The 20,361-nt window shown below is 29.9% G+C and carries 15 protein-coding genes and 1 tRNA gene; 4 read left to right on the top strand and 12 right to left on the bottom strand.

All coding sequences use genetic code 11. The features are described 5' to 3' along the window. Window positions 1-28 precede the first annotated feature (28 nt). On the top strand, window positions 29-2,476 hold the full coding sequence (lon, locus tag bpSLO_RS01245) for an endopeptidase La (protein WP_172797966.1): 2,448 nt from the start codon (window positions 29-31) through the stop codon (window positions 2,474-2,476). Window positions 2,477-2,534: 58 nt separating this feature from the next. Here lon and bpSLO_RS01240 read toward each other — a convergent pair whose 3' ends face one another. The 7 genes from bpSLO_RS01240 to rdgB form a co-directional block, all read right to left on the bottom strand. Then, window positions 2,535-4,820 carry an efflux RND transporter permease subunit gene (locus bpSLO_RS01240; protein ID WP_246989733.1) on the bottom strand — a complete coding sequence of 762 codons (2,286 nt, stop codon included), beginning with the start codon at window positions 4,818-4,820 and terminating at the stop codon, window positions 2,535-2,537. Window positions 4,821-4,830: 10 nt separating this feature from the next. Next, window positions 4,831-7,359 (bottom strand): leucine--tRNA ligase, encoded by a 2,529-nt coding sequence (gene leuS, locus bpSLO_RS01235; RefSeq protein WP_025407467.1) that lies wholly within the window; start codon window positions 7,357-7,359, stop codon window positions 4,831-4,833. 142 nt (window positions 7,360-7,501) lie between these two features. Then, window positions 7,502-7,585: transfer RNA gene (locus bpSLO_RS01230), tRNA-Leu, on the bottom strand. 18 nt (window positions 7,586-7,603) lie between these two features. Further along, on the bottom strand, window positions 7,604-8,212 hold the full coding sequence (locus bpSLO_RS01225; protein ID WP_025375285.1) for a DedA family protein: 609 nt from the start codon (window positions 8,210-8,212) through the stop codon (window positions 7,604-7,606). A 9-nt stretch (window positions 8,213-8,221) separates the two neighbouring features. Further along, window positions 8,222-8,929, bottom strand: a complete 708-nt coding sequence (pcsA, locus tag bpSLO_RS01220) for a phosphatidylcholine synthase (protein WP_246989731.1) — start codon at window positions 8,927-8,929, stop codon at window positions 8,222-8,224. 14 nt (window positions 8,930-8,943) lie between these two features. Beyond that, entirely contained in the window at window positions 8,944-10,713 is a 1,770-nt protein-coding gene (gene pepF / locus bpSLO_RS01215; RefSeq protein ID WP_025375283.1) for an oligoendopeptidase F, read from the bottom strand. A gap of 133 nt (window positions 10,714-10,846) precedes the next feature. Beyond that, entirely contained in the window at window positions 10,847-11,446 is a 600-nt protein-coding gene (gene rdgB / locus bpSLO_RS01210) for an RdgB/HAM1 family non-canonical purine NTP pyrophosphatase (protein ID WP_025375282.1), read from the bottom strand. Between the two features lie 229 nt (window positions 11,447-11,675). Here rdgB and bpSLO_RS01205 point away from each other — a divergent pair, with 229 nt between their 5' ends. The 3 genes from bpSLO_RS01205 to bpSLO_RS01195 are packed head-to-tail and all read left to right on the top strand — an operon-like array spanning window position 11,676 to window position 13,735. Next, window positions 11,676-12,701 (top strand): M23 family metallopeptidase, encoded by a 1,026-nt coding sequence (locus bpSLO_RS01205; RefSeq protein ID WP_025407469.1) that lies wholly within the window; start codon window positions 11,676-11,678, stop codon window positions 12,699-12,701. Next, complete coding sequence (locus bpSLO_RS01200) at window positions 12,702-13,244, top strand: bactofilin family protein (protein ID WP_025375280.1); 543 nt, start codon at window positions 12,702-12,704, stop codon at window positions 13,242-13,244. Further along, entirely contained in the window at window positions 13,241-13,735 is a 495-nt protein-coding gene (locus bpSLO_RS01195; RefSeq protein WP_025375279.1) for a YaaR family protein, read from the top strand. Before bpSLO_RS01200 ends, bpSLO_RS01195 begins: the two co-directional genes overlap by 4 nt. 87 nt (window positions 13,736-13,822) lie before the next feature. On the opposite strand, the gene bpSLO_RS01190 is transcribed toward bpSLO_RS01195, so the two are convergent. From bpSLO_RS01190 to bpSLO_RS01170, 5 genes are all read right to left on the bottom strand, one after another. After that, complete coding sequence (locus tag bpSLO_RS01190; RefSeq protein ID WP_246989729.1) at window positions 13,823-15,385, bottom strand: glycerol-3-phosphate dehydrogenase/oxidase; 1,563 nt, start codon at window positions 15,383-15,385, stop codon at window positions 13,823-13,825. 33 nt (window positions 15,386-15,418) lie between these two features. Then, a complete protein-coding gene (glpQ, locus tag bpSLO_RS01185) occupies window positions 15,419-16,435 on the bottom strand; it encodes a glycerophosphodiester phosphodiesterase (protein ID WP_025375277.1) in 1,017 nt (338 codons plus the stop codon). A gap of 70 nt (window positions 16,436-16,505) precedes the next feature. Then, the gene (gene glpT, locus bpSLO_RS01180; RefSeq protein ID WP_025375276.1) at window positions 16,506-17,870 is read right to left on the bottom strand and encodes a glycerol-3-phosphate transporter; all 1,365 of its coding nucleotides are present in this window, start codon (window positions 17,868-17,870) and stop codon (window positions 16,506-16,508) included. Window positions 17,871-17,974: 104 nt separating this feature from the next. Then, window positions 17,975-19,468, bottom strand: a complete 1,494-nt coding sequence (gene glpK / locus bpSLO_RS01175; protein ID WP_025375275.1) for a glycerol kinase GlpK — start codon at window positions 19,466-19,468, stop codon at window positions 17,975-17,977. Between the two features lie 61 nt (window positions 19,469-19,529). Continuing rightward, window positions 19,530-20,291 carry an MIP/aquaporin family protein gene (locus bpSLO_RS01170; protein ID WP_025375274.1) on the bottom strand — a complete coding sequence of 254 codons (762 nt, stop codon included), beginning with the start codon at window positions 20,289-20,291 and terminating at the stop codon, window positions 19,530-19,532. Between the last annotated feature and the right edge of the window lie 70 nt (window positions 20,292-20,361).

Genomic DNA, 20,361 nt, shown 5'->3' with positions numbered 1-20,361 from the left:
ATTCTCAGAAAAATTTTCTTTTGTTATAATAAAGCTTAAGGAGATTGAATATTCTATGGAAGAAGTAAAAAATCCTGTTTCTAAGGGAAAGAAGCGTTCAAAAAACTCTGGGGGCATTCTGCCGCATTTTGATAAGCCTGTGAGAGTACCTTTAATTACGGTGCCATCACATCCTGTTTTTCCAGGTATGTTTATTCCAATTGTTATAGTCTCTGATACTGATATGAAGGCTGTTGATTATGTGATTAAAGGTAACGGCATTATTTCCTTATTTGTATTACGTGATAAATTTTTAGAAAAATCAAGAAGTAAGAATGATAAATTGATTATCAATTATAAAAAGGATATTTATTCTGTTGGTATTACTGCTAAAATAGTTAAGAAAATTAATCTTCCTGATGGTGGATATAATATTTTTGTTTCAACTATTGATAGAGTGAAGTTTGTCAAGGTTGTTCTTAATGAAGATTTTCCGATAATTGAAGTTGATTATTTAAAGCAAATTCCGATTAAAAAAGATGATATTCAGTCAAAGGCAATTTATAGTAGTATTTTGCTTAGAACTAAAGAAATATTCTCACATAGAAAGATGCCTGAATTTCAGTTAAATATGGTTAACATTGAAGATAAGGGTAGATTGTGTGATGTTGTTGCAGGAATGATTTCATCTTCAAAAGATACTCATCAAGAAGTGCTTGAAACTTTAAGTGTTAAGGATAGGCTTAAAAAGGTCTTGGAATTGATTTATGAAGAATTAAATTTAATTGAGATTCAAAATAAAATTGCTAAGGGCATTCAGGAAAAATTAGAAAAACAACAAAAAGAATTTTTTTTAAAGGAACAACTTAAAGCTATTAAGGCTGAACTTGGTGTAGGAGATGAAAAGAGTAATGAATTTTTAAAACTTAAAGCCAAGATCGATTCTTTAGCTTTAAAAGGAGAAGCTTTAGAGGCAGTTGAGAGGGAACTTGAAAAATTTTCATTTCTTGAAAAGCATTCATCTGAGTATATTGTGGTTAGAAATTATCTTGAACTTATTACTAACCTTCCTTGGGGAGAATCTAAAGTTAATTTTGATAAATTTAATTTGCAAAGGGCCGAAAAGATTTTAGATAAGACGCATTATGGTATGAGAGAAGTTAAAGATAGAATTATTGAATATATTTCTGTTCTTAAATTAAGAAAATCTCAAAAAGGAGCTATTATGCTTTTAGTTGGACCTCCTGGAGTTGGTAAAACTTCGATAGGAACAGCTATTGCTGAAGTTCTTAAAACAAAATTTTTTAGATTTTCTGTAGGTGGTATGAAAGATGAGTCAGAGATTAAAGGGCATAGAAGAACTTATGTTGGAGCATTACCTGGGAAAATTATCCAAGGGCTAAGAATTACAAAGACCAACTCTCCTGTTTTTTTAATAGATGAAATTGATAAGGTTTCAGCATCTAATTATGGAGATCCATTCTCAGCTCTTCTTGAGGTTTTAGATCCTGAGCAAAATATTAATTTTAGAGATCATTATCTTGATTTGCCTTTTGATATTTCTAATGTGTTCTTTATTTTAACAGCCAATTCTCTTGAGTCAATACCTACGCCTTTATTAAATAGAATGGAAATAATTCAGCTTTCAGGATATGTTGATGATGAAAAAATAGAGATAGCAAGAAAGTATTTAATACCAAAGGTCTTAAATGAAAATGGTGTTAATAAAGATTCCTTAAAATTTCAAGGTTCAGCTCTTGTTCAAATTGCTAGGGAATATGCAAGAGATAATGGACTTAGGAATTTTGAAAAGTATTTAAAACAAATTGTTAGAAAAGTTGCAAGAAAGCTTATTGAAGATAAGTCTGTTAAAGCATATCAGATTTCTAAGGAAAATTTGGAAGAATATATTGGTATTCCTGTATTTAGAAAAGAAGAATTTTTGCATAAAGTCATGTCTCCAGGTATGGTAATGGGTCTTGCTTGGACTAATTATGGTGGATCAACTTTAGTAATTGAAACTGTAAAAACTGAGTCTAAGACCCCTGGTATTAAGTTGACAGGTAGACTTGGAGATGTAATGAAGGAATCAGCAAATATCGCGTTTACTTATGTAAATAGCATTAGTAATGAGCTTAAGTTAAATAAGTCTTTTTTTGAAAAATATATGATTCATTTGCATATTCCAGAAGGGGCTATACCAAAGGATGGACCTTCGGCTGGGATTACTATTGCTAGTGCTTTTATATCTTTAGCTCTTAATAAAGTGGTGAGACCTCATTTGGCTATGACTGGAGAGTTATCATTAACAGGTAATGTAATGGCTATTGGGGGATTGAGAGCGAAAATAATTGCTGCTAAACGAAGTGGACTTGAGCATATTATTATTCCTAAATCAAATAAAGTGGATCTTGATGATATTCCTATTAACATCAAGAATGGCATAAATTTTCATCTTGTAGATAATATGAGAGAAGTTATTAAATTATTATTTTAGAATTTTAAAAGACTTTAAGTTTTATTTTGACTTTTACTATTTTTTGAGCAAAATTATTTCATTCTGTTAATATTTTATTTGTTGTCTTTAGTATTTTAACTTTGGGCTTAAATAGGTAAATTAGTAATGGAAGTAGTGTTAATGATGCAAGAGATGTTGTTAACATTGTAAAGGCTATGATTGCGCCAAGTGTTGCGATTATTTTATAAGTAGAAAATATTAATGTTAAAAATCCTATTCCTACTGATATTGAATTTGCAAATATTCCATTAAATACATTGGGAATTGATTTAATTAAAGCCTTTTTATAATCTTTAGTTGTTTGATAATTTAATATAAATGCATTAAAGAAATGAATGGAGTAATCTACCCCTATACCCATACTAACGGATGCAATTGTTGCTGTTGCAGGATTTAGTGTTATTCCGAAAAGTTTCATTACGGCGAAATTTAAAAATACTGACCATGCTACTGGAATCACAATTATTATACCGGTCTTAATGGATTTGAAGAATAACATTAGCAATATTGTTATTGCACTTAGTGTTGTAATAATATTTGTGACTTGTTCTACCACCATGGTTTTAGATATTAATATTTTGTCATACGCTCCTGAGAAATTATATTCATGTCCTGGCATGTATTCTTCAATCAAATTGCTTGCATAGTTGGCAAAATTTTTGATTTCTTCAGTTGAATTTTGGTCAGTTCTCACAATAATTGATATCTGAGACCAATCATCATTAATATACATCTTAGTCATGTTCTTAATAGAATTGCTTCTACTAATTAAGAGTATTAACTTGTTTAAAATAGCTTGATTTTCAGGAAGTCTATATTCTTTTGGATTTTCTTTTTTGAATTTGAAATTCATTAGTCTTATAATTCCATTTATTGAACTGGATTGTGTTTTTTTAGTAAATTTGTCAAGATTATCTGTAATTAAATCCAAATTTTTCATATTTTTTTCATTTTTGAATTCACCAGGAGTCCCATTAATTTCAATTTTGATTATAGATGTTCCTCCTATTTCTTTTTGCATTAAATTGAGTGTTTGTTTGACACTTGTATTTTCTTTAAAATAATCTTTCTCGTCAAAGTTAATTTCTATTTTAAAAAGACCTATAATTGAGGTTAATAAAATAATTAGAATTATGATAGATGAGAGATATTTGTTATTTAATATCCATTGTGTAACTGTTTGGTTTATCAGTGAAAGTTTTTCAAGAAAATCGTTTTTTGCATTTTTATTTTCTTTGTTTTTATATTTAAATGGTATGTAGGTTAGTATTCCAGGAAGCACTAATAAGGACATAAGCATTGAAATAATGACTCCTGTTGACATAAAAATTCCCATTGTTTTGTATGCCTGAATTGAAGAACTGATTAATGATAAAAATCCGAAAGCTGTTGTAAGAGAAGTTAAAATTATTGGTGTTCTTAGAGTTTTAATTGTAGTTATTATTGTCTTTTCAGTGAAAGGTTCGTTTTTTATTCTCTTTAATATACCATTTATTATATGTACAGCATTAGCACATCCAATCGAAATAAGGAGAACGATCATTGTGGTTTCTGGAACAGTAATGGGGGACATAACAATGCTTTTGATTCCAAATGTCCAAATTAGTGCAAATGTTGCAATAAGTACAGGAAGTATTGCTCCCAATACATTTTTTACAATAAAATAGAGTGATAAAATTACTACAAGGGTAGCAAGTGGACCTAACAATTTAAAATCGTCAGCCATGTAGTTAAGTATTTTTTCCCTTACTATGAGATCCCCTGTTAAGTAAAGTTTAAGATCATCAGTCTCATATCTTTTAATTGCCGCTTCCATTGCTTCAAGTTCATTCTTTAAACTTCGGCTAAAATTTGTTTTGTCGTCTGTTGTTGATATGACTATAAAGTATATTAAAGTTTCATCATCATTTAAGAATATGTTTTTTATGAATGATGATGAATTTACTTTATTTCTTATTTCAGTTATGTCTTCATCTGTGTATACATCTTTTTTAAATTGTGGAAAGTAAGTAAATATACTTGTAACAGAGTTGGGTGTTACTTTGAGTATTTTGGTTATATCATTTGCTACTTTATTAATTTTTCCAAAGGTTTCTTTATTAAAAATACTTTTTTTGTCTTTAAACATTACTATTGTTGATAATAGAGAATTACTTTTGTCTATGTCTATTATTTTTTCGGTTTTTTTGTTTTTTGGGATAAGTTTCAAAATATTGGAATCGAATTTTATGTTTTTTAGGAAAAATCCTAAATAAATTGTTATTAACGTAAATATTATTAATATAAAAACTCTGTATTTAATGCTTAAGGTTTCCAAATCCATTTTTGCCTCGTTATCTTGTTACTATATTTATAAGTTTATCTTTGACCGTAATGATCTTTATTATTTGCTTATTTTGTATATTTTGCATGATTTTGTGATTTTTAAGTGCAATATCTTTAAGAGTGTCCTCATTTATGCCTTTGTTTAATATAATTTTGTCTTTAATTTTTCCGTTAACTTGTAGTACAATCTCTCTTGTATTATCAATAATGAGGTTTGGATCGTATTTTGGCCACTTTGCGTTTTTGAATATACTAGGGTTTTCTCCCATATACTCCCATAGTTCTTCTCCTAGATGAGGCGCAAATGGTGCTAGGATAATGGTTAGGGGTTTGAAGATTTCTAAATAATTTTTATCATGTTTTAAAAGTTCATTTATAAATATCATCAATGATGAAATCGCGGTATTAAAATTTAAATTTTCTATATCTTCTGTTACTTTTTTTATTGTTTTGTGAAGTCCGGATATTATTTCTTTTGATGCTGATTCTTTTGTTAGTTCTTTGTTTTTAATAGCCCATATTTTGTTTAAGAATCTAAAAATTCCAATTAGTCCTTGTGTATTCCAAGGTTTTGAATCAGTTAAAGGTCCCATGAACATTTCGTAGATTCTCATTGAATCTGCTCCGTATTCTTTAATAATGTCATCTGGATTTATTATATTTTTGAGTGATTTTGACATTTTGGCAATTATTTGTTTTAGTTCCTTATTATTTGTTTTGGAAAAAAACTTATTATCTCTCTTTTCAACCTCATCATTGGGAATTAAAATACCATTTTCATCTTGATATGCAAATGATGTTATCATTCCTTGGTTTATGAGTTTTTTAAAGGGTTCTTTTGTATTGACATATCCTAGATCATAGAGAACTTTGTGCCAAAATCTTGCGTATAGCAAGTGTAATACTGAGTGCTCAGCACCTCCAATATAAAGATCAACGGGCATCCAGTAATTAATTTTTTCTTTATTTGCAAATTCTTTTTCGTTATTTGGATCAAGGTAACGTATGTAATACCAGCAAGAACCTGCCCATTGAGGCATTGTGTTTGTTTCTCTTTTGTATATTTTGCCATTACGTTTAACATTTACCCAATCTTGGACTTTTGAGAGAGGAGATTCGCCTGTACCTGATGGTTTATAATTTTCTATTTCTGGGAGTCTTAAGGGTAATTCATCTTCTTCTAATGGTATTTCATTTAAATCATCATCAAGTATAATAGGAATGGGTTCACCCCAGTATCTTTGTCTTGAAAAAATCCAATCTCTAAGTTTATAATTGACTTTTTTTTGACCCTTTTTGTTTTTTGTAAGCCATTCTATTACTTTTGTTTTTACCTCTTCAGTTTTGAGGTTGTTAAATTCTTCTGGTGTGTTAATTGAAATGCCATTCTCAGTAAATGGTTTTGTTAGTATTTCATTGTTTCCTGTTTGAGACACTACTTGTTTGATTGGTAGGTTGTATTTTTTTGCAAATTCAAAATCTCTCTCGTCATGTGCTGGGACACTCATCACAGCTCCAGTGCCATAAGTTCCAAGTACATAGCTGCCTATCCAGATTGGGATTTCTTCTTCAGTTATTGGATTAATAGCATATGCGCCTGTAAATACTCCTGTTTTATCTTTTTCAAGAGAAGTTCTTTCAAGATCGCTTTTAAGGATTTCTTTGTCTTTATATTCTGCAATTATAGTTTTAAGTTCATCTTTTGTGATTTCATCTACTATGTTATGTTCTGGTGCCAGTACTAGATATGTTACTCCAAAAATTGTGTCTGGTCTTGTTGTAAATACTTTTATCTTTTTTTTGCTTGCCTTTATTGAGAATTCAATCTCGGCTCCTATTGATTTTCCAATCCAATTTTTTTGCATTTCTTTAACAGATTCAGGCCAGTCTACCTCTTCAAGATCGTTAATTAACCTCTCTGCATATTCTGTGATCTTAAGAACCCATTGTCTTAAAGGTTTTCTTTTTACTTTATGGAACCCTCTCTCAGATCTGGGCCCATCAGGTGTTTGGATAACTTCTTCGTTCGATAATACTGTCCCAAGATCAGGACAGTACCATACGGGCATTTCTTTTATGTAAGCTAGACCTTTTTTGTATAGTTTTAGAAAAATCCATTGTGTCCATTTATAGTAATTTTCATCGTGGGTTCTGATTTCTCTATCCCAATCATAGGCAAATCCTAATGCTTTAATTTGTTCTTTAAACTTTTCAATATTTTTTTCTGTTATTTTTTTGGGATGTTTCCCTGTTTGTATTGCGTAATTTTCTGCGGGTAATCCAAAACTATCAAATCCCATTGGGTGAAGTACATTAAACCCTTTTAAGAGTTTATATCTTGTTAATATGTCAGTTGCTGTGTAACCTTCAGGATGCCCGACGTGGAGCCCATTAGCTGAAGGGTAGGGGAACATATCAAGAATATAGATTCTTTTCTCTTTAGGAATATTTGAATCTTCATTAACTTTATATGTTTTATGTTTATCCCAATAATTCTGCCATTTTTTTTCTATTTTGGTAAAATTGTATTCAGACATCTTCCCCTCAGTAAATAGTAATATTCTATTTAAGGTTTATATAGTATTTTTATATTCATAGTTACTACATTGAAAAGCAAATTAAATATTTAATCCTTTTATTAACTTAACAGTTTGTAACGTTAGATTTTCTCTTAAAGCATGCTGTGGACTGGACTTGAACCAGCATGGGCTTACGCCCACTAGCCCCTCAAGCTAGCGTGTATACCACTTCCACCACCACAGCGCATACATATTATATTTGCTATTTGAAAAGTTTGTCAACTTTTTTAATTTTTTTCTTTCTTATAATGTAAATTATTAAAATTATTGTTGTGATGATGATAAGTGTTATTAGTGATATGATCCTAATTTTAGGAAATATTAATTTAAACGATTCACCTATCTTAAAGCTTAGTGTAAAGTAAGTTGTAATTGATATCATGGCTGCAAAAAAGTCAGTTATAAGAAAGTTGCTTGTACGCATGTTTCCCATTCCTGCTGATATAAATATTGCGTTTCTAAATCCAAATGGAATAAATCTTCCAAATAGTAAAGTTAAGCTTCCGTATCGTTTATAGTAATAATTCATTTTATCGATCAATTTATTTGTTTGTTTTTTTTGTTTTAAGAATTTGTTAGCTAAGAATTTGCCTATATAAAATGAAATTATATCGCCAATATAAGCACCCCAGAAAATTCCTAGGAAGATTAAGATTGTATACTCATTTTTTCGACTAGAAAGTATGCCACCCATTATTACTATTGCATCTTCAGAAATGGGAATGTTAAAACCTGCAAGAATAAGTAGTCCGAAAAATACAATTGGCGAATAAGCTATATTGAGATCTATAAATTCTAGTATGATATGCATAATACCTCATTATTTTTTTTTTGTCTTGTAAGTTAAATATATGCTCATTAAGATTAGATATAGACAATAAAAAATTATTAGTGTTTTACCTATCTTTAAATAAGTGTCTGGCAGCTTTGCGAATGTTATAAGTATTACTGATAGGGCTGTTATGACTGTTACAGGAAGTGTTATATATTTAAATTCTTTTGTTTTTGAAGGGTAGATGAATTTAATTGGTGCAAAACTGAATGTGATACATGATAATATTATACTAAGATTTGTGGTTTGGTCTAGTTTGAAGATTATGTTAAAGATTATTAAAAAATTCCATAAAGATGGAAAACCCCTAAAGTAATCGTCGCTAGTTTTTGCGTCTAATCTTGAGAATTGGTATGCTGATGCCAATAAAATTCCAATGCAAGTTATTATTTTATATTCATTGCTTATGAAGTTACCGTAATAAAAAAATATTGTGGGAATGAACGTATAATTTATGTAGTCTACTATATTGTCAAGGAGTTCTCCATTTATTGTTGGGATGATTTCTTTTATTTTTAATTTTCTTGCCAGTGTGCCATCAATCCCATCAATTAAAAGTCCAAGAATGGTAAGTTTTAATAAAAGATTATAATCTGTGTTTATTATGGAGATTATTGAATAAAGACTGACTATTAATCCAGAAGCTGTTAAAATATGTACTGACCAGGCTAAAATAAGATTTAATAATTTCCTCAAAGCTTACTCCTTTATTAAAATAATTTTTTTACATCTTCAAGACGTTCTTTGAATATATTAATTGTATTTTTTATTGTTGATTTTAAGCTTAAATCAACACCGGTAACTTTTAAGGATTCTAAGGGATATTTTGAACCTCCTATTTTCAAAAAATCTATGTAATTTTTAGTAGCATCTTTTTTGTTATTTTTTATGTTTTTATATATTAAAAGAGCAGCTGTGATGCCTGTTGCGTATTGATATACATAAAATGGTGAGTAGAAATGAGGAACTCTAAGACATTCGAGTGAACTGTTTTCATCGAATTTAAAATTTGGACCAAAGTATTTTTTTAGTAAGTTTAAATAGGTTGTCTTAATTGTTTCTTTTACCACTGGCTCATCTTTATTAATCATTTCATGAATGATATATTCAAATTCGGCAAACATTGTTTGCCTGAAAAATGTTGCAAGTAGATCATCGATTTGGTTTAATTTAATGTATTTTATTTTTTCGATATCATTTTCATTTTTTAGTAAATAGTCTGCAAGTATTTGCTCATTCACTGTGGATGCTATTTCTGCTTCAAAAATAGAATATTGATATTGAGGAAATGGATTATTGTTTATACTGAAATAGGAATGCATGGAGTGTCCTGCTTCGTGGGCCAGGGTAAACATATCTCTTATTGATTCATCTTTGTAATTCATTAATATATAAGGTTTTCCATTATATGATCCTGCACTAAATGCCCCTGCTCTTTTTCCTTTATTTTCATATTTGTCAACCCAACGTTCTTCTAAGAGTCCTTTTCTTAGTACTTCGGTATATTCGCTTCCTAGTATTTCTAGCGATTTTAAAATTTTATCACAGGCTTCTTTAAAGGAGTTTTTGAATTTGATGTTTTTTGTTAGAGGAACATAGACATCATAATGATTAAGATATTCTTGGTTAAGTATATTTTTTCTAAATTCGTAATATTCATGAAGTACAGATAAATTTTCGTTAACCGTTTCAATTAAGTTCGTATAAACTTTCTTATCAATATTGTTTTGAAAAAGTTTCATTGAAATAGTATCTTCAAATTTTCTTGTTTTGGCTAAAAATTTATTTTTATTGATATCGGCAATTAAGAGGTTGGATAATGTATTTTCATGTTTTTTATATTCTTGATAAAATTTCAAAAAAGCTTCTCTTCGTATTTCTTGATTTTCATTTTGAAGAAATAGACTGAAAGTGGCATTACTTAATGGCTTACCATTAATTTCTCCAAATTCCATGTCTGCATTTGTTAATGCAGAGAATATATCATTATAAGATGAATAAAGAGATGTATAGTTAGCTAGTATTCTCTCTTCGTCTTTGCTTAAGACGTGTTCTTTTTCTCTTAAGATTTTTTCAATAGCTATTTTTTTATCTTTGAGTTCTATGTCCTGCAGCCATTCTCTTATTTGGTTTGTATCTGTTTTTAAAATTTTTGGGATAAAAAATGAAGTGGAATTTGATACGTATGTTTCTAAGTTGATATTGATTGCGCGAAGTTCGTTTGAGGTCTGATTGCTTACATCTGTTTCTAATTGAATGTGTGTGTAATATACTGTTCTCTCCAGTTCTTCTTCAATTTCATAGTAATCATTTAATGCTTGTTTAAAGATGTTTAGGTTGAATTCTAATTTTTCATATTTCTTGAAGTCTTGAAGTTTTAGTTTTATTTTTTTGACTGTTTCCTTATATTCTTCATTGTTTTTAAATAGAAAAGATAAGTCCCACTTGTCATCTTCATTAATTTTGCTTCTCTCTATCATCAAACTTGCTCCTTGTTAATATGACACTAATTGTGATTTATAAATAATAACCATTTTAAATCTTTACGTATAATTTTACAATTGAGTTGAATACTTGATTTATATTGTTTTGTAAAATTTGTTTTTTTGGGTATTAATCTAAAGATTGCATTAAAAATTTTTTAAATTTAGCAAATGCAATTCCTCTATGGGATATTTTGTTTTTTTCTGTAAGAGTTAATTCACTGAGTCTTTTATTATTTGCAGTTAAAAATATTGGATCATATCCAAATCCGTTTTTTTTGTAACAATCAATATCCAAAGCAATTGTTCCATTGAGAATGCCTTCAAAATTGCTTATTGTTCCGTCTATAGAGATATGACTAACTATACATATAAAATATGCTGTTCTATTTTTTTTATCTTTCATTAAGTCTATAATAAGATGGTTTTTTTCATTTGTTTCTAGTTTCTTTCCTAATTTGTATTGATCATATCTTTTAGAATAAATCCCAGGTTCCAAATTTAAAGCTTTTATGCATAACCCAGAATCCTCACTAAAAACAGGGTTTTTTTTATCTAGAGATTCAAATAGAGTTTTTGCTTTTAGCAAAGAGTTTTCTTTAAAAGTTTTACCTGTCTCTTTTACATCGAAGTTTTTGGGAATTTTGATTTTTATGTTAGGTATATCTAAAATTTGTTTTACTTCGTTTATTTTATTTATATTAGTAGTTGCAAAGAATAATGTTTTCATTGTATATAATAATAAATCATTTATGTATATTTTTGATATTTCTATTGTACTTATAGAGATAATTTATGATTTAATGGAGATAATGATTATATGGAAGATAAATTTTAGAATTTGGTGGTATTACTTGATATTAAACATTAAAAGCATTAAATCAGAATTTGTGGCTTTCAAATAGGTTTTAAATGTTGAAATCTCTGTTGATTAGTGAATAAGTGGTGAGGGTTTTGTGATGAGAGACAGAAGAGTTTTTAGAATTTTATCTTTTTTTAAAAAATTAGATAAGATCTTTTTTACGATTTTTAGTTCCTTTCTTAAACTTTTAAGTAATGTTTACTCAATTTTTAGGCAAAATATTAGCTTTATGATTATTCCTCATGTTAAAGGGGATGTTAAGAATATAAAGATTTCTTTCTTAACTCTATTTTTATTTTTTTTATTTTTTCTTTTGATTTTTATAGGGTTTGTTTTGCTTTCTATTAATTATGTTACTCTTAAATCTATTGTTAAGTCTACTGAGAAAAGTTATGCACTTGCTGAATCTGAGATTGAGGATTTTAGAAACACAGTTGTAGAAATTAATTCTGTTGCTAGTAATTTTTCTAAAGTTTTGGATGAACTTAACGTTTCCTTAAAAATAAAAGATAGTAATATTGATCTAAATCGGAGTAAATTAGATGGGGATCTTGCGGATTTTCTTGATTTGCAAATATTAGAAGCCAATGCACTTAAAGAATTAAATGATCTTAAAAATGTTAAGAATACAATAGAAGGGTCAATTTCTCCCCTTAAGAGTATTGTTAAATTACTTCATTCTCAAAATAAATTATTAAATGATATTCCTTCTCTTTGGCCGATTGTTAAAGGAGATGGTATTGTTTCTCTGCATTTTGGTCCGGCTATTGAGCCTTTTACCAGACAATGGTATATTCATAAAGGTATAGATCTTGCAGGTGTGAGAATTGGAACAGCTATTGTGGCAGCTGCTGATGGTGAAGTTATTAGAGCTAGTTATCAGATAACAGGTTATGGTAACTTTGTTCAAATTAAGCATAAGTATGGACTCTCGACTCTTTATGCGCATATGTCTCGTTTAAACATTTCTAAAGGTTCTTATGTTAGGAAGGGCCAAGTAATTGGTTTTCTTGGTCAAACAGGGTATTCAACAGGTCCGCATCTTCACTATGAGGTTCGCATAGGATCTCAAGTTGTAAACCCTGATATGTATTTAAATTTAGCAACGGGGGCTGCAAAATAAATGTTGAATCTATTGAGTATTAAAAAGGATAAGAAAATTTCGTCATCTTTTATTTTTGCTGATATAAAAACAATTGTTGGAAAAGGTGATTTTTTTAAAGGAGAACTAATTTCAAATAATTTTATTCGAATTGATGGTGATTTTTTAGGAACTATTAATTCTACTAAAAGAGTTATAATTGGAGAGGCAGGACGAGTTAAGTCAAATATTAATGCAAATGAAGTTGTTGTTTCTGGAATAGTTCTTGGAAATGTGCAGGCTAGTAATAAAATTAAGATTTTTCAGTCAGGATGCATTATTGGCAATATTTCATGTAAGTCAATTGAGGTTGAAGAAGGAGCAATTATTGATGGGTATATGAATATTGGTATTGGAAGTCTTAGTTTTTCTGAAAAAGATGTGTTGATTTATACGGGTTCTTATAAGGTTAATGAAGATGTTTTAATTGAAGTAAATAAGGAAATGAGTCGCGAAGAATCAACTAAGGATGCTTGTATAGATGAGCGTGATAAGTACTTATTTGATGACGAGCAAGATAGATGAAGATTAATAATTTGGTTGCAGGAGTTTTAAATCTTGATTCAAAAGACTATAAGGCTGCTAAGAAGAAAGTTAATGTTAATAGAGCAAATATTTTTTCTTCGATATTTAAAGCTGAACTTGTAAGAGAAGATAAGCATTCTATTATTTTTGAAAATGGTGAATTTAATCTTGAATTAATTAAAGATATGTTAGACAAGATTAATGATGTTGGTGAAAAGCTGTTAAGTGAACCTTCTCGTCAAAATGTAATTTTTTATAAAAAAACTATAGGAGAATTTTTGTCTATTGTTTTATCATTTTCTATTTCGCTTAAAGAACAAAAGGGAGGTAATAATGGAGAGCTTAAAAGACCCAAATATCGCATTATTAAGATTATTGATGAAAAGCTTGATAGGCTTGCTTATTCTGTTTTGCAAAATCAAGTTTCTCAGATTAAACTTTTAAGCAGTATTGAGGAAATTCAAGGATTGCTTATAAATTTGCTTAAGTGAGGCACTCTTTTCTTTATAAAATATAATATAAGCTTATGATACATGCGGATTTTAAAATAAGGAGGATATGATATAATCTTTCATATTTTAAACTAAATATTTTATCGCTACCTCTTTAAAGCTTTTTATTTGCTCTGTTTTCCATTCTTTAGATTTGCCAAGTTTATGCATCATAATTTCAGCGACCTTTGGTGTGGATTCAATTGTGGCTTTTGCATTAAAAAGTAATGATCTTGTTCTTCTTGATAAAATGTCTTCAACAGTTTTTGCTTGTTCAAATTCAATGGCAAAGGTTATTTGGGCTTCATTTAATGGCAGGTCTGTGTGAATCTTTTTGTTAAAGTCTTTCATTTGACTTAAATGTTCGAAATCACTTCCATAAGCTCTAAAATATTCAGGAATTTTAAGTACTTCTTCTCTTTCTATATACCCATGCAGCTTGAAATTTTCTGTTATAGATGTTGAATCAGGTATTAAATTTTCTTCTATTGCTTTTTTTAGAACTTTTTCAGCCATCTTTCTGTAAGTAGTATATTTTCCCCCGGCAATTGTAATGAGATTTGAGTCTGATACAAATATTTTATCGTTTCTTGATATTTTTGAGGTATTTTTTTTCTCTTTGGGATCTACTATTAAGGGTCTAATTCCTGAGTAAACACTTAGAATATCATTTTTGGTTATTTTAATATTTAAGTAATTATTCATATTTTTTATTATGAATTCAATTTCACTCTCTAGTCTTTTAGGCTCTTCCTCAATTTTGTTTATTGCAATATCTGTAGTTCCGCAAACAGTGACATCATACCAAGGTATAGCAAATAAGATTCTCTTATCACTTGTCTTGGGCATAAGCATTGCGTATTCGGTATGTAGTTTCTCTTTTTTAATTACTAAATGTGTTCCTTGGGAAGGTTTTATAATGTTAGCTGCATTAGCATCATCTAATTTTCTGATCTCGTCTGCAAAGATTCCTGTTGCGTTTATTATGCATTTGCTATTAATGATAACTTGTTTTCCAGTCATTTTATCTTTAATAATAGCACCAGATATTTTGCCATTTTTTTTGATAAAAATTGTGGGTTCTGTATAATTAAACGCAATTCCTCCTTTTTCAGTGAAAGTTCTAAGCATGCTTATTGCCATTCTGGCATCATCAAATGAAGCATCGTAGTATAAAACAGAGCATTTAAGGCCTTTGGTTTTGATATTTGGCATTTTTTCTATTGTCTTAGATTTTGATAATAGCTTTGTTTTATACTGAGATTTTTTATGCTTGCCAAGAAGGTTGTGATACCAACTTAATCCGAAATAGTAGTAAGGAATATTTAAAATGTTATATATTGGCGTAACAAATGCACATTTACTAACTAAGTGGGGTGCATTTGTTTCAAGTAAAGCTTTTTCATATAAGGCCTCTTTTACTAAAGGCACATTTAATTGTGCTAAATACCTTACGCCTCCGTGTATTAGTTTAGTTGATCTGGAGGAAGTACCTTTTGCATAATCAAATTTTTCAATGAGTAAGGTTTTGTATCCTCTTGTAATTGAATCTATTCCAATGCCAAGGCCAGTTGCTCCTCCGCCAACTATTATTAAGTCAAAATCTTGATTATCAATATCTCTTAATTCTTTTTTTTTATTTTTACCCATAAAAATCAGATATTCTCCTTATTAAAATTATAGTTATTGTTTTATAAATTTCACTACTGTATCAGTAAAATCTGTAAATAGGCCATCTATTTTAGCTTGATTAAATAATAGATCTAATAGCTCATTTGCATCTTTTACATATGAAGGTAATGAGTCAATTCTAAATGTATAAGCATGAACCTCCATGTTATATTTGTGAGCTAAACTTGTTAGATCTGTTATTTTTCCATCAATTATAATTTGGGGTATCCAAGGTCCAATTCCATCGGCATATTTTGCAACCTCTGTCATACCTTCTTGTGATTTTATGTATTCATAGTCTGTTGGTGCTTCATTCCAGTCATTTTCACCAACAAGCATTATTAATTTTCCTTGATATCCAAGTTCTTCCCTTATTCTCTTTAATTCGTCAAAGTCGAATGTTTGAAGATAAATTTTGTCTTCTTTTGACTTATATCCATACTTATTTAAAATTTCTATTACAATTTTAGAGATATCTTTACCTTGTTGTTTATGCCATAAGGGTTTTTTAATTTCAGGGTAAATCCCAACGTTTCTTCCTGTACTTTTGTTTAATCCTTGTATAAATTGTATTTCTTCCTCTAAAGTTGGGATTTTAAAGTTATATTCGTTTAAGGGAAAACGCTTAGGATATATTGGTTTTCTGGTTTCTAGATCAAATCTTTCGCTAAGACTTAGTGATTTAAGCTCATCTAGTGTGAAATCAACAGAATAGTATCTTCCGTTTTCTCTAGCTCTTTCAGGAAATAATTTTGCAACATTTGTTGTTGTATCAAGTTCTGGGTCGTGCATTATAATAGGAACATTATCTTTTGTCAAAACGATGTCTTGTTCTAGGTAATCAGCTCCTAAAGCATAAGCGAATGCTTTAGATTCTAAGGTATGTTCTGGTAAATACCCGCTAGCACCTCTGTGAGCTATAGTTAATGGTGATTTTTTGTTTGTCATACTCATTTTTTCATTCTGACAGGCAATGATGAGAAAAATATTTATTGTAAGCATTAGTAATTTTGGTTTAATTAATTTCATTATTTAACCCCTTATATTGTGATGATTACATTATAATATATTTATTTATTAAGCTTCCATGTTTATATAATTATTGTTTATTGATATTATTAATTTTTTTTTCTTGCTTGAGTGTTAAACTTATAAATAGTATTGAAAATATGCAAGCAGTTATTAATAGATAAAAATAAACATTCCAATTAAAGTGTTGCAGTACAAGACCTGTAATAGCGCTAGCAGTAACAGAACCCCCTATATATCCAAATAATCCTGTAAATCCTGCAGCAGTGCCCGCAGCTTTTTTGGGAGCAAGATCAAGAGCGTGAAGACCAATAAGCATAACAGGGCCGTAGATTAAAAATCCTATTATTGCTAAGAGAATAGTTGTAAGTGTTGGATTATTTTCTGGTAGTTGCCAATATATAATTATTGTGATAAGAGCGGCGGTCATAAAAATTATTCCAGTCTCAGATCTTCTTCCTTTAAAAATTTTATCAGATATCCATCCGCAAATTATTGTTCCAGGGATAGCTGAAAATTCATAAAGGGAATATGCCCATCCTGAATTTTTGATAGAAAAGTTTTTTACTTGCGAGAGATATGATGGTGCCCAGTCTAGGACTCCGTATCTGACAAAGTATATAAATGCGTTAGCAGTAGCTATGTACCATAGCAGTTTATTATTAAGGACATATTTTATAAATATATCTTTTGCATCAAGTTCTTTTTCTGCTTCTTCTGTATAGTCGTCAGGATAATCATTTTTATACTCTTCAATTGGTGGTAATCCTACAGATTGAGGTGTATCTCGTAGTGTAATGAGAATAAATATTGCAATTCCTAATACTAATATTGCTGGTACATAAAATATGGCTTGCCATTCTTTAAAGTGAATCAAGGCCCAAGCGGATATTATTCCAGCTCCTCCTCCTCCTATATTGTGAGCTAAATTCCAAGTAGCTACAGTTATTCCCCTTTCTTTTTTTGCCCACCAGTGAACCATAGTTCTCCCGCACGCAGGCCATCCCATGCCTTGCACCCATCCATTTGCAAACATCAAAATAAACATTAACATTATCGCAGTTGTGGGGTCGAGTAATTGCCATGAAAGTAATCCAAATAACAATGTAATTATTGCTGTAAGCAGTAGTCCTAGTGCTAAAAAATATCTAGGATTGCTCCGATCTGAGATATTTCCCATAATAAATTTAGAAAATCCATATGCAATTGAAACTCCAGATAAAGCTATTCCTAATTGGCCTTTATTGAAACCCTCTTTTTCAAGCTCTGGTATAGCAAATGAAAAAATTTTTCTAGTTAAATAAAAACCAGCATATCCAATGAATATTGAAATAAAGATTTGCAATCTTAACTTTTTATATAGTGAATCTTCTATTTCTTTGTGTACTCTTTTTATGTGAGGTGCTGGTTTTAAAAAATCAAATAACTTCTTCATAATTTAACATCTCCATTGTTTTTATCAAATAATAATTTTATATATTACGTTTATAATTTAAGAAATACTAGTCTTTGGATTTTAACAAATTAGTAATATAAATATTATTGAATCCAATCCTTTGCTCTCTTAATAGCTTTATGCCAATTATAGATTAAATCTTCTCTTTTGCTGTTTTTCATTGAAGGTTCAAATATTTTATCTGATTTCCAAAGACTTGTAATCTCTTCAGCGCTTTCCCAATATCCTACAGCAAGTCCTGCCAGATAAGCAGAACCAAGAGCGGTAGTTTCTGTAATTTTTGGTCTAACAACATTGCACTGTAAAATATCAGATTGGAATTGCATAAGTAGATTATTTTGACTAGCTTTTCCATCAACTCTTAGTTCTTTTATTGCAAAACCTTGAATTGAGTTTTGAATTTCGGTTAGTACATCAAAGCTTTGCAATGCAATGCTTTCAAGAGCGGCTCTTGTAATGTGTTCTTTTGTTGAGCTTCTTGTAAGTCCAATAATTGTTCCTCTGGCATAAGCATCCCAATGAGGTGTTCCAAGTCCTACAAATGCTGGTACAAAATAAACACCCCCATTATTATCTACTGAGGCTGCAAGTGCCTCTGCATCACGACTTTTTCTAAATAGTTCTAGATTATCTCTTAACCATTGAATTACAGCTCCTCCAATAAAAACACTTCCCTCAAGAACATAAGTTATTGAATTTTTTCTTCCCCATGCAATTGAGGTTAAAAGTGTTTGTTGTTCATTAATAATAGGGTTTTTTCCTATGTTAACGGTAACAAAGCAGCCAGTTCCATAGGTATTTTTAGCCATTCCTTTTTGAAGACATGCTTGTCCAAATGTTGCTGCAAACTGATCACCTGCAATTCCTGAAATAGTGATTTCTGTTCCCAGTGTGGAAGAGTCGGTTTTTCCATATACTTCAGAACTTTGTTTAAGTTCAGGTAAAATTGATTTTGGGATGTCTAATATTTGCAATAGTTCCTCGTCCCATTCAAGTGTTTTAATGTTTAAGAGTAGGGTTCTTGATGCATTGGAATAATCTGTAATATGTATTTTTCCTTTAGTAAGGTTCCAGACCATCCAAGTATCTATTGTTCCAAAACATAATTCTCCCTTTTCTGCTCGTTTTCTTGCTCCTGCAACATTATCCAATATCCATTTTATTTTTGTACCGCTAAAATAAGCATCTAATACAAGACCTGTTTTTTTTAAAAAATTTTTATCTTGTCCTTTTGCTTTTAATTCATCGCAGAGTTGAGCTGTTCTTCTGTCTTGCCAGACTATTGCGTTATAAATTGGATGTCCTGTTTGCCTATCCCAAATAATTGTCGTTTCTCTTTGATTCGTAATTCCAATTGCTTCAATTTCATTGGGAAAAGTTCTTGCGTTTGCTAAAGCTTCTGCCATTACTCCTAATATTGAGCTCCATATTTCGTTTGGATTATGTTCAACCCAACTTGGATATGGATAAATTTGTTTAAATTCTTTTTGTGCAAATCCTTTTATGTTTGCCTTTTTGTCAAATATTATTGCTCTTGAACTAGTTGTACCTTGATCAATAGATAAAATATATTTCATATTCATTGTTCCTCCTTAACATTATTGTCATAACCAATGTTAGTTTGAATTGTATTTAGGATCATTCTTTGTCTTCTAAGGTAAGTTCGTAAACTGTAGCACCTAGGATAGTACCAATTATTGGACCTAATATAGGGATAATGAATACGTTCATTTCGTCAAAACCGTGATTTTTAAAACCGGCTAATAGTAGTAATATTCTTGGTCCCAAATCCCTTGCTGGATTAATAGCGTAACCATTCATTCCCCCAAAGCTTATTCCAATGGCTAAAACTATTGATCCAATAATGAAAGGAAAAAATGGATTTTGAGTGTCTCCCTTTATAAATTTTCCAACAACTAGAACTAAAAACATCAGTAAAAATGTTCCAAATATTTGGTCAATAAATCCAGGCCAAAAACCAGGGACAGCAGGAAAAGTTGACATAATTCCTTGGGTATTTTCAAATGCAGGATCTATTTCTATCCATTTTGGGTAAAATACAATTAATGTCATTAGAGCCCCAGAAAATGCTCCAAGTATTTGTGCTGAAATGTAGTGAAAAAGTTTTTCCGTTGGAAATCTGCCAATAGTAGCTAATCCAATACTAATGGCAGGATTTAAGTGTGCACCACTAATTCTTGCTGCTGTATAAACCCCAAATGTTACACCAAGTCCCCAGCCAAGTACTATATTTGTATAGCCTCCCTTTATTATTTCTCCAGTTACAGAAGTATTTGATGGGAATAAGGTTGTCATTGCTACAGAACCTGTTCCAAGTGCCAGTAAAATAAATGTACCTAAAAATTCTGCGATAAATTCTTTAAATCGTATATAAATCATACTTTAACCCCCTTATATTATTTAAAATCTAATTTGAAATTAACTTTTTATATTTTTTCAACTTACATGG

It is taken from the genome of Borrelia parkeri, from assembly GCF_023035815.1.
Taxonomy (GTDB): Bacteria; Spirochaetota; Spirochaetia; order Borreliales; family Borreliaceae; genus Borrelia; species Borrelia parkeri.
This window is presented reverse-complemented; position numbering and strand designations above follow the sequence as displayed.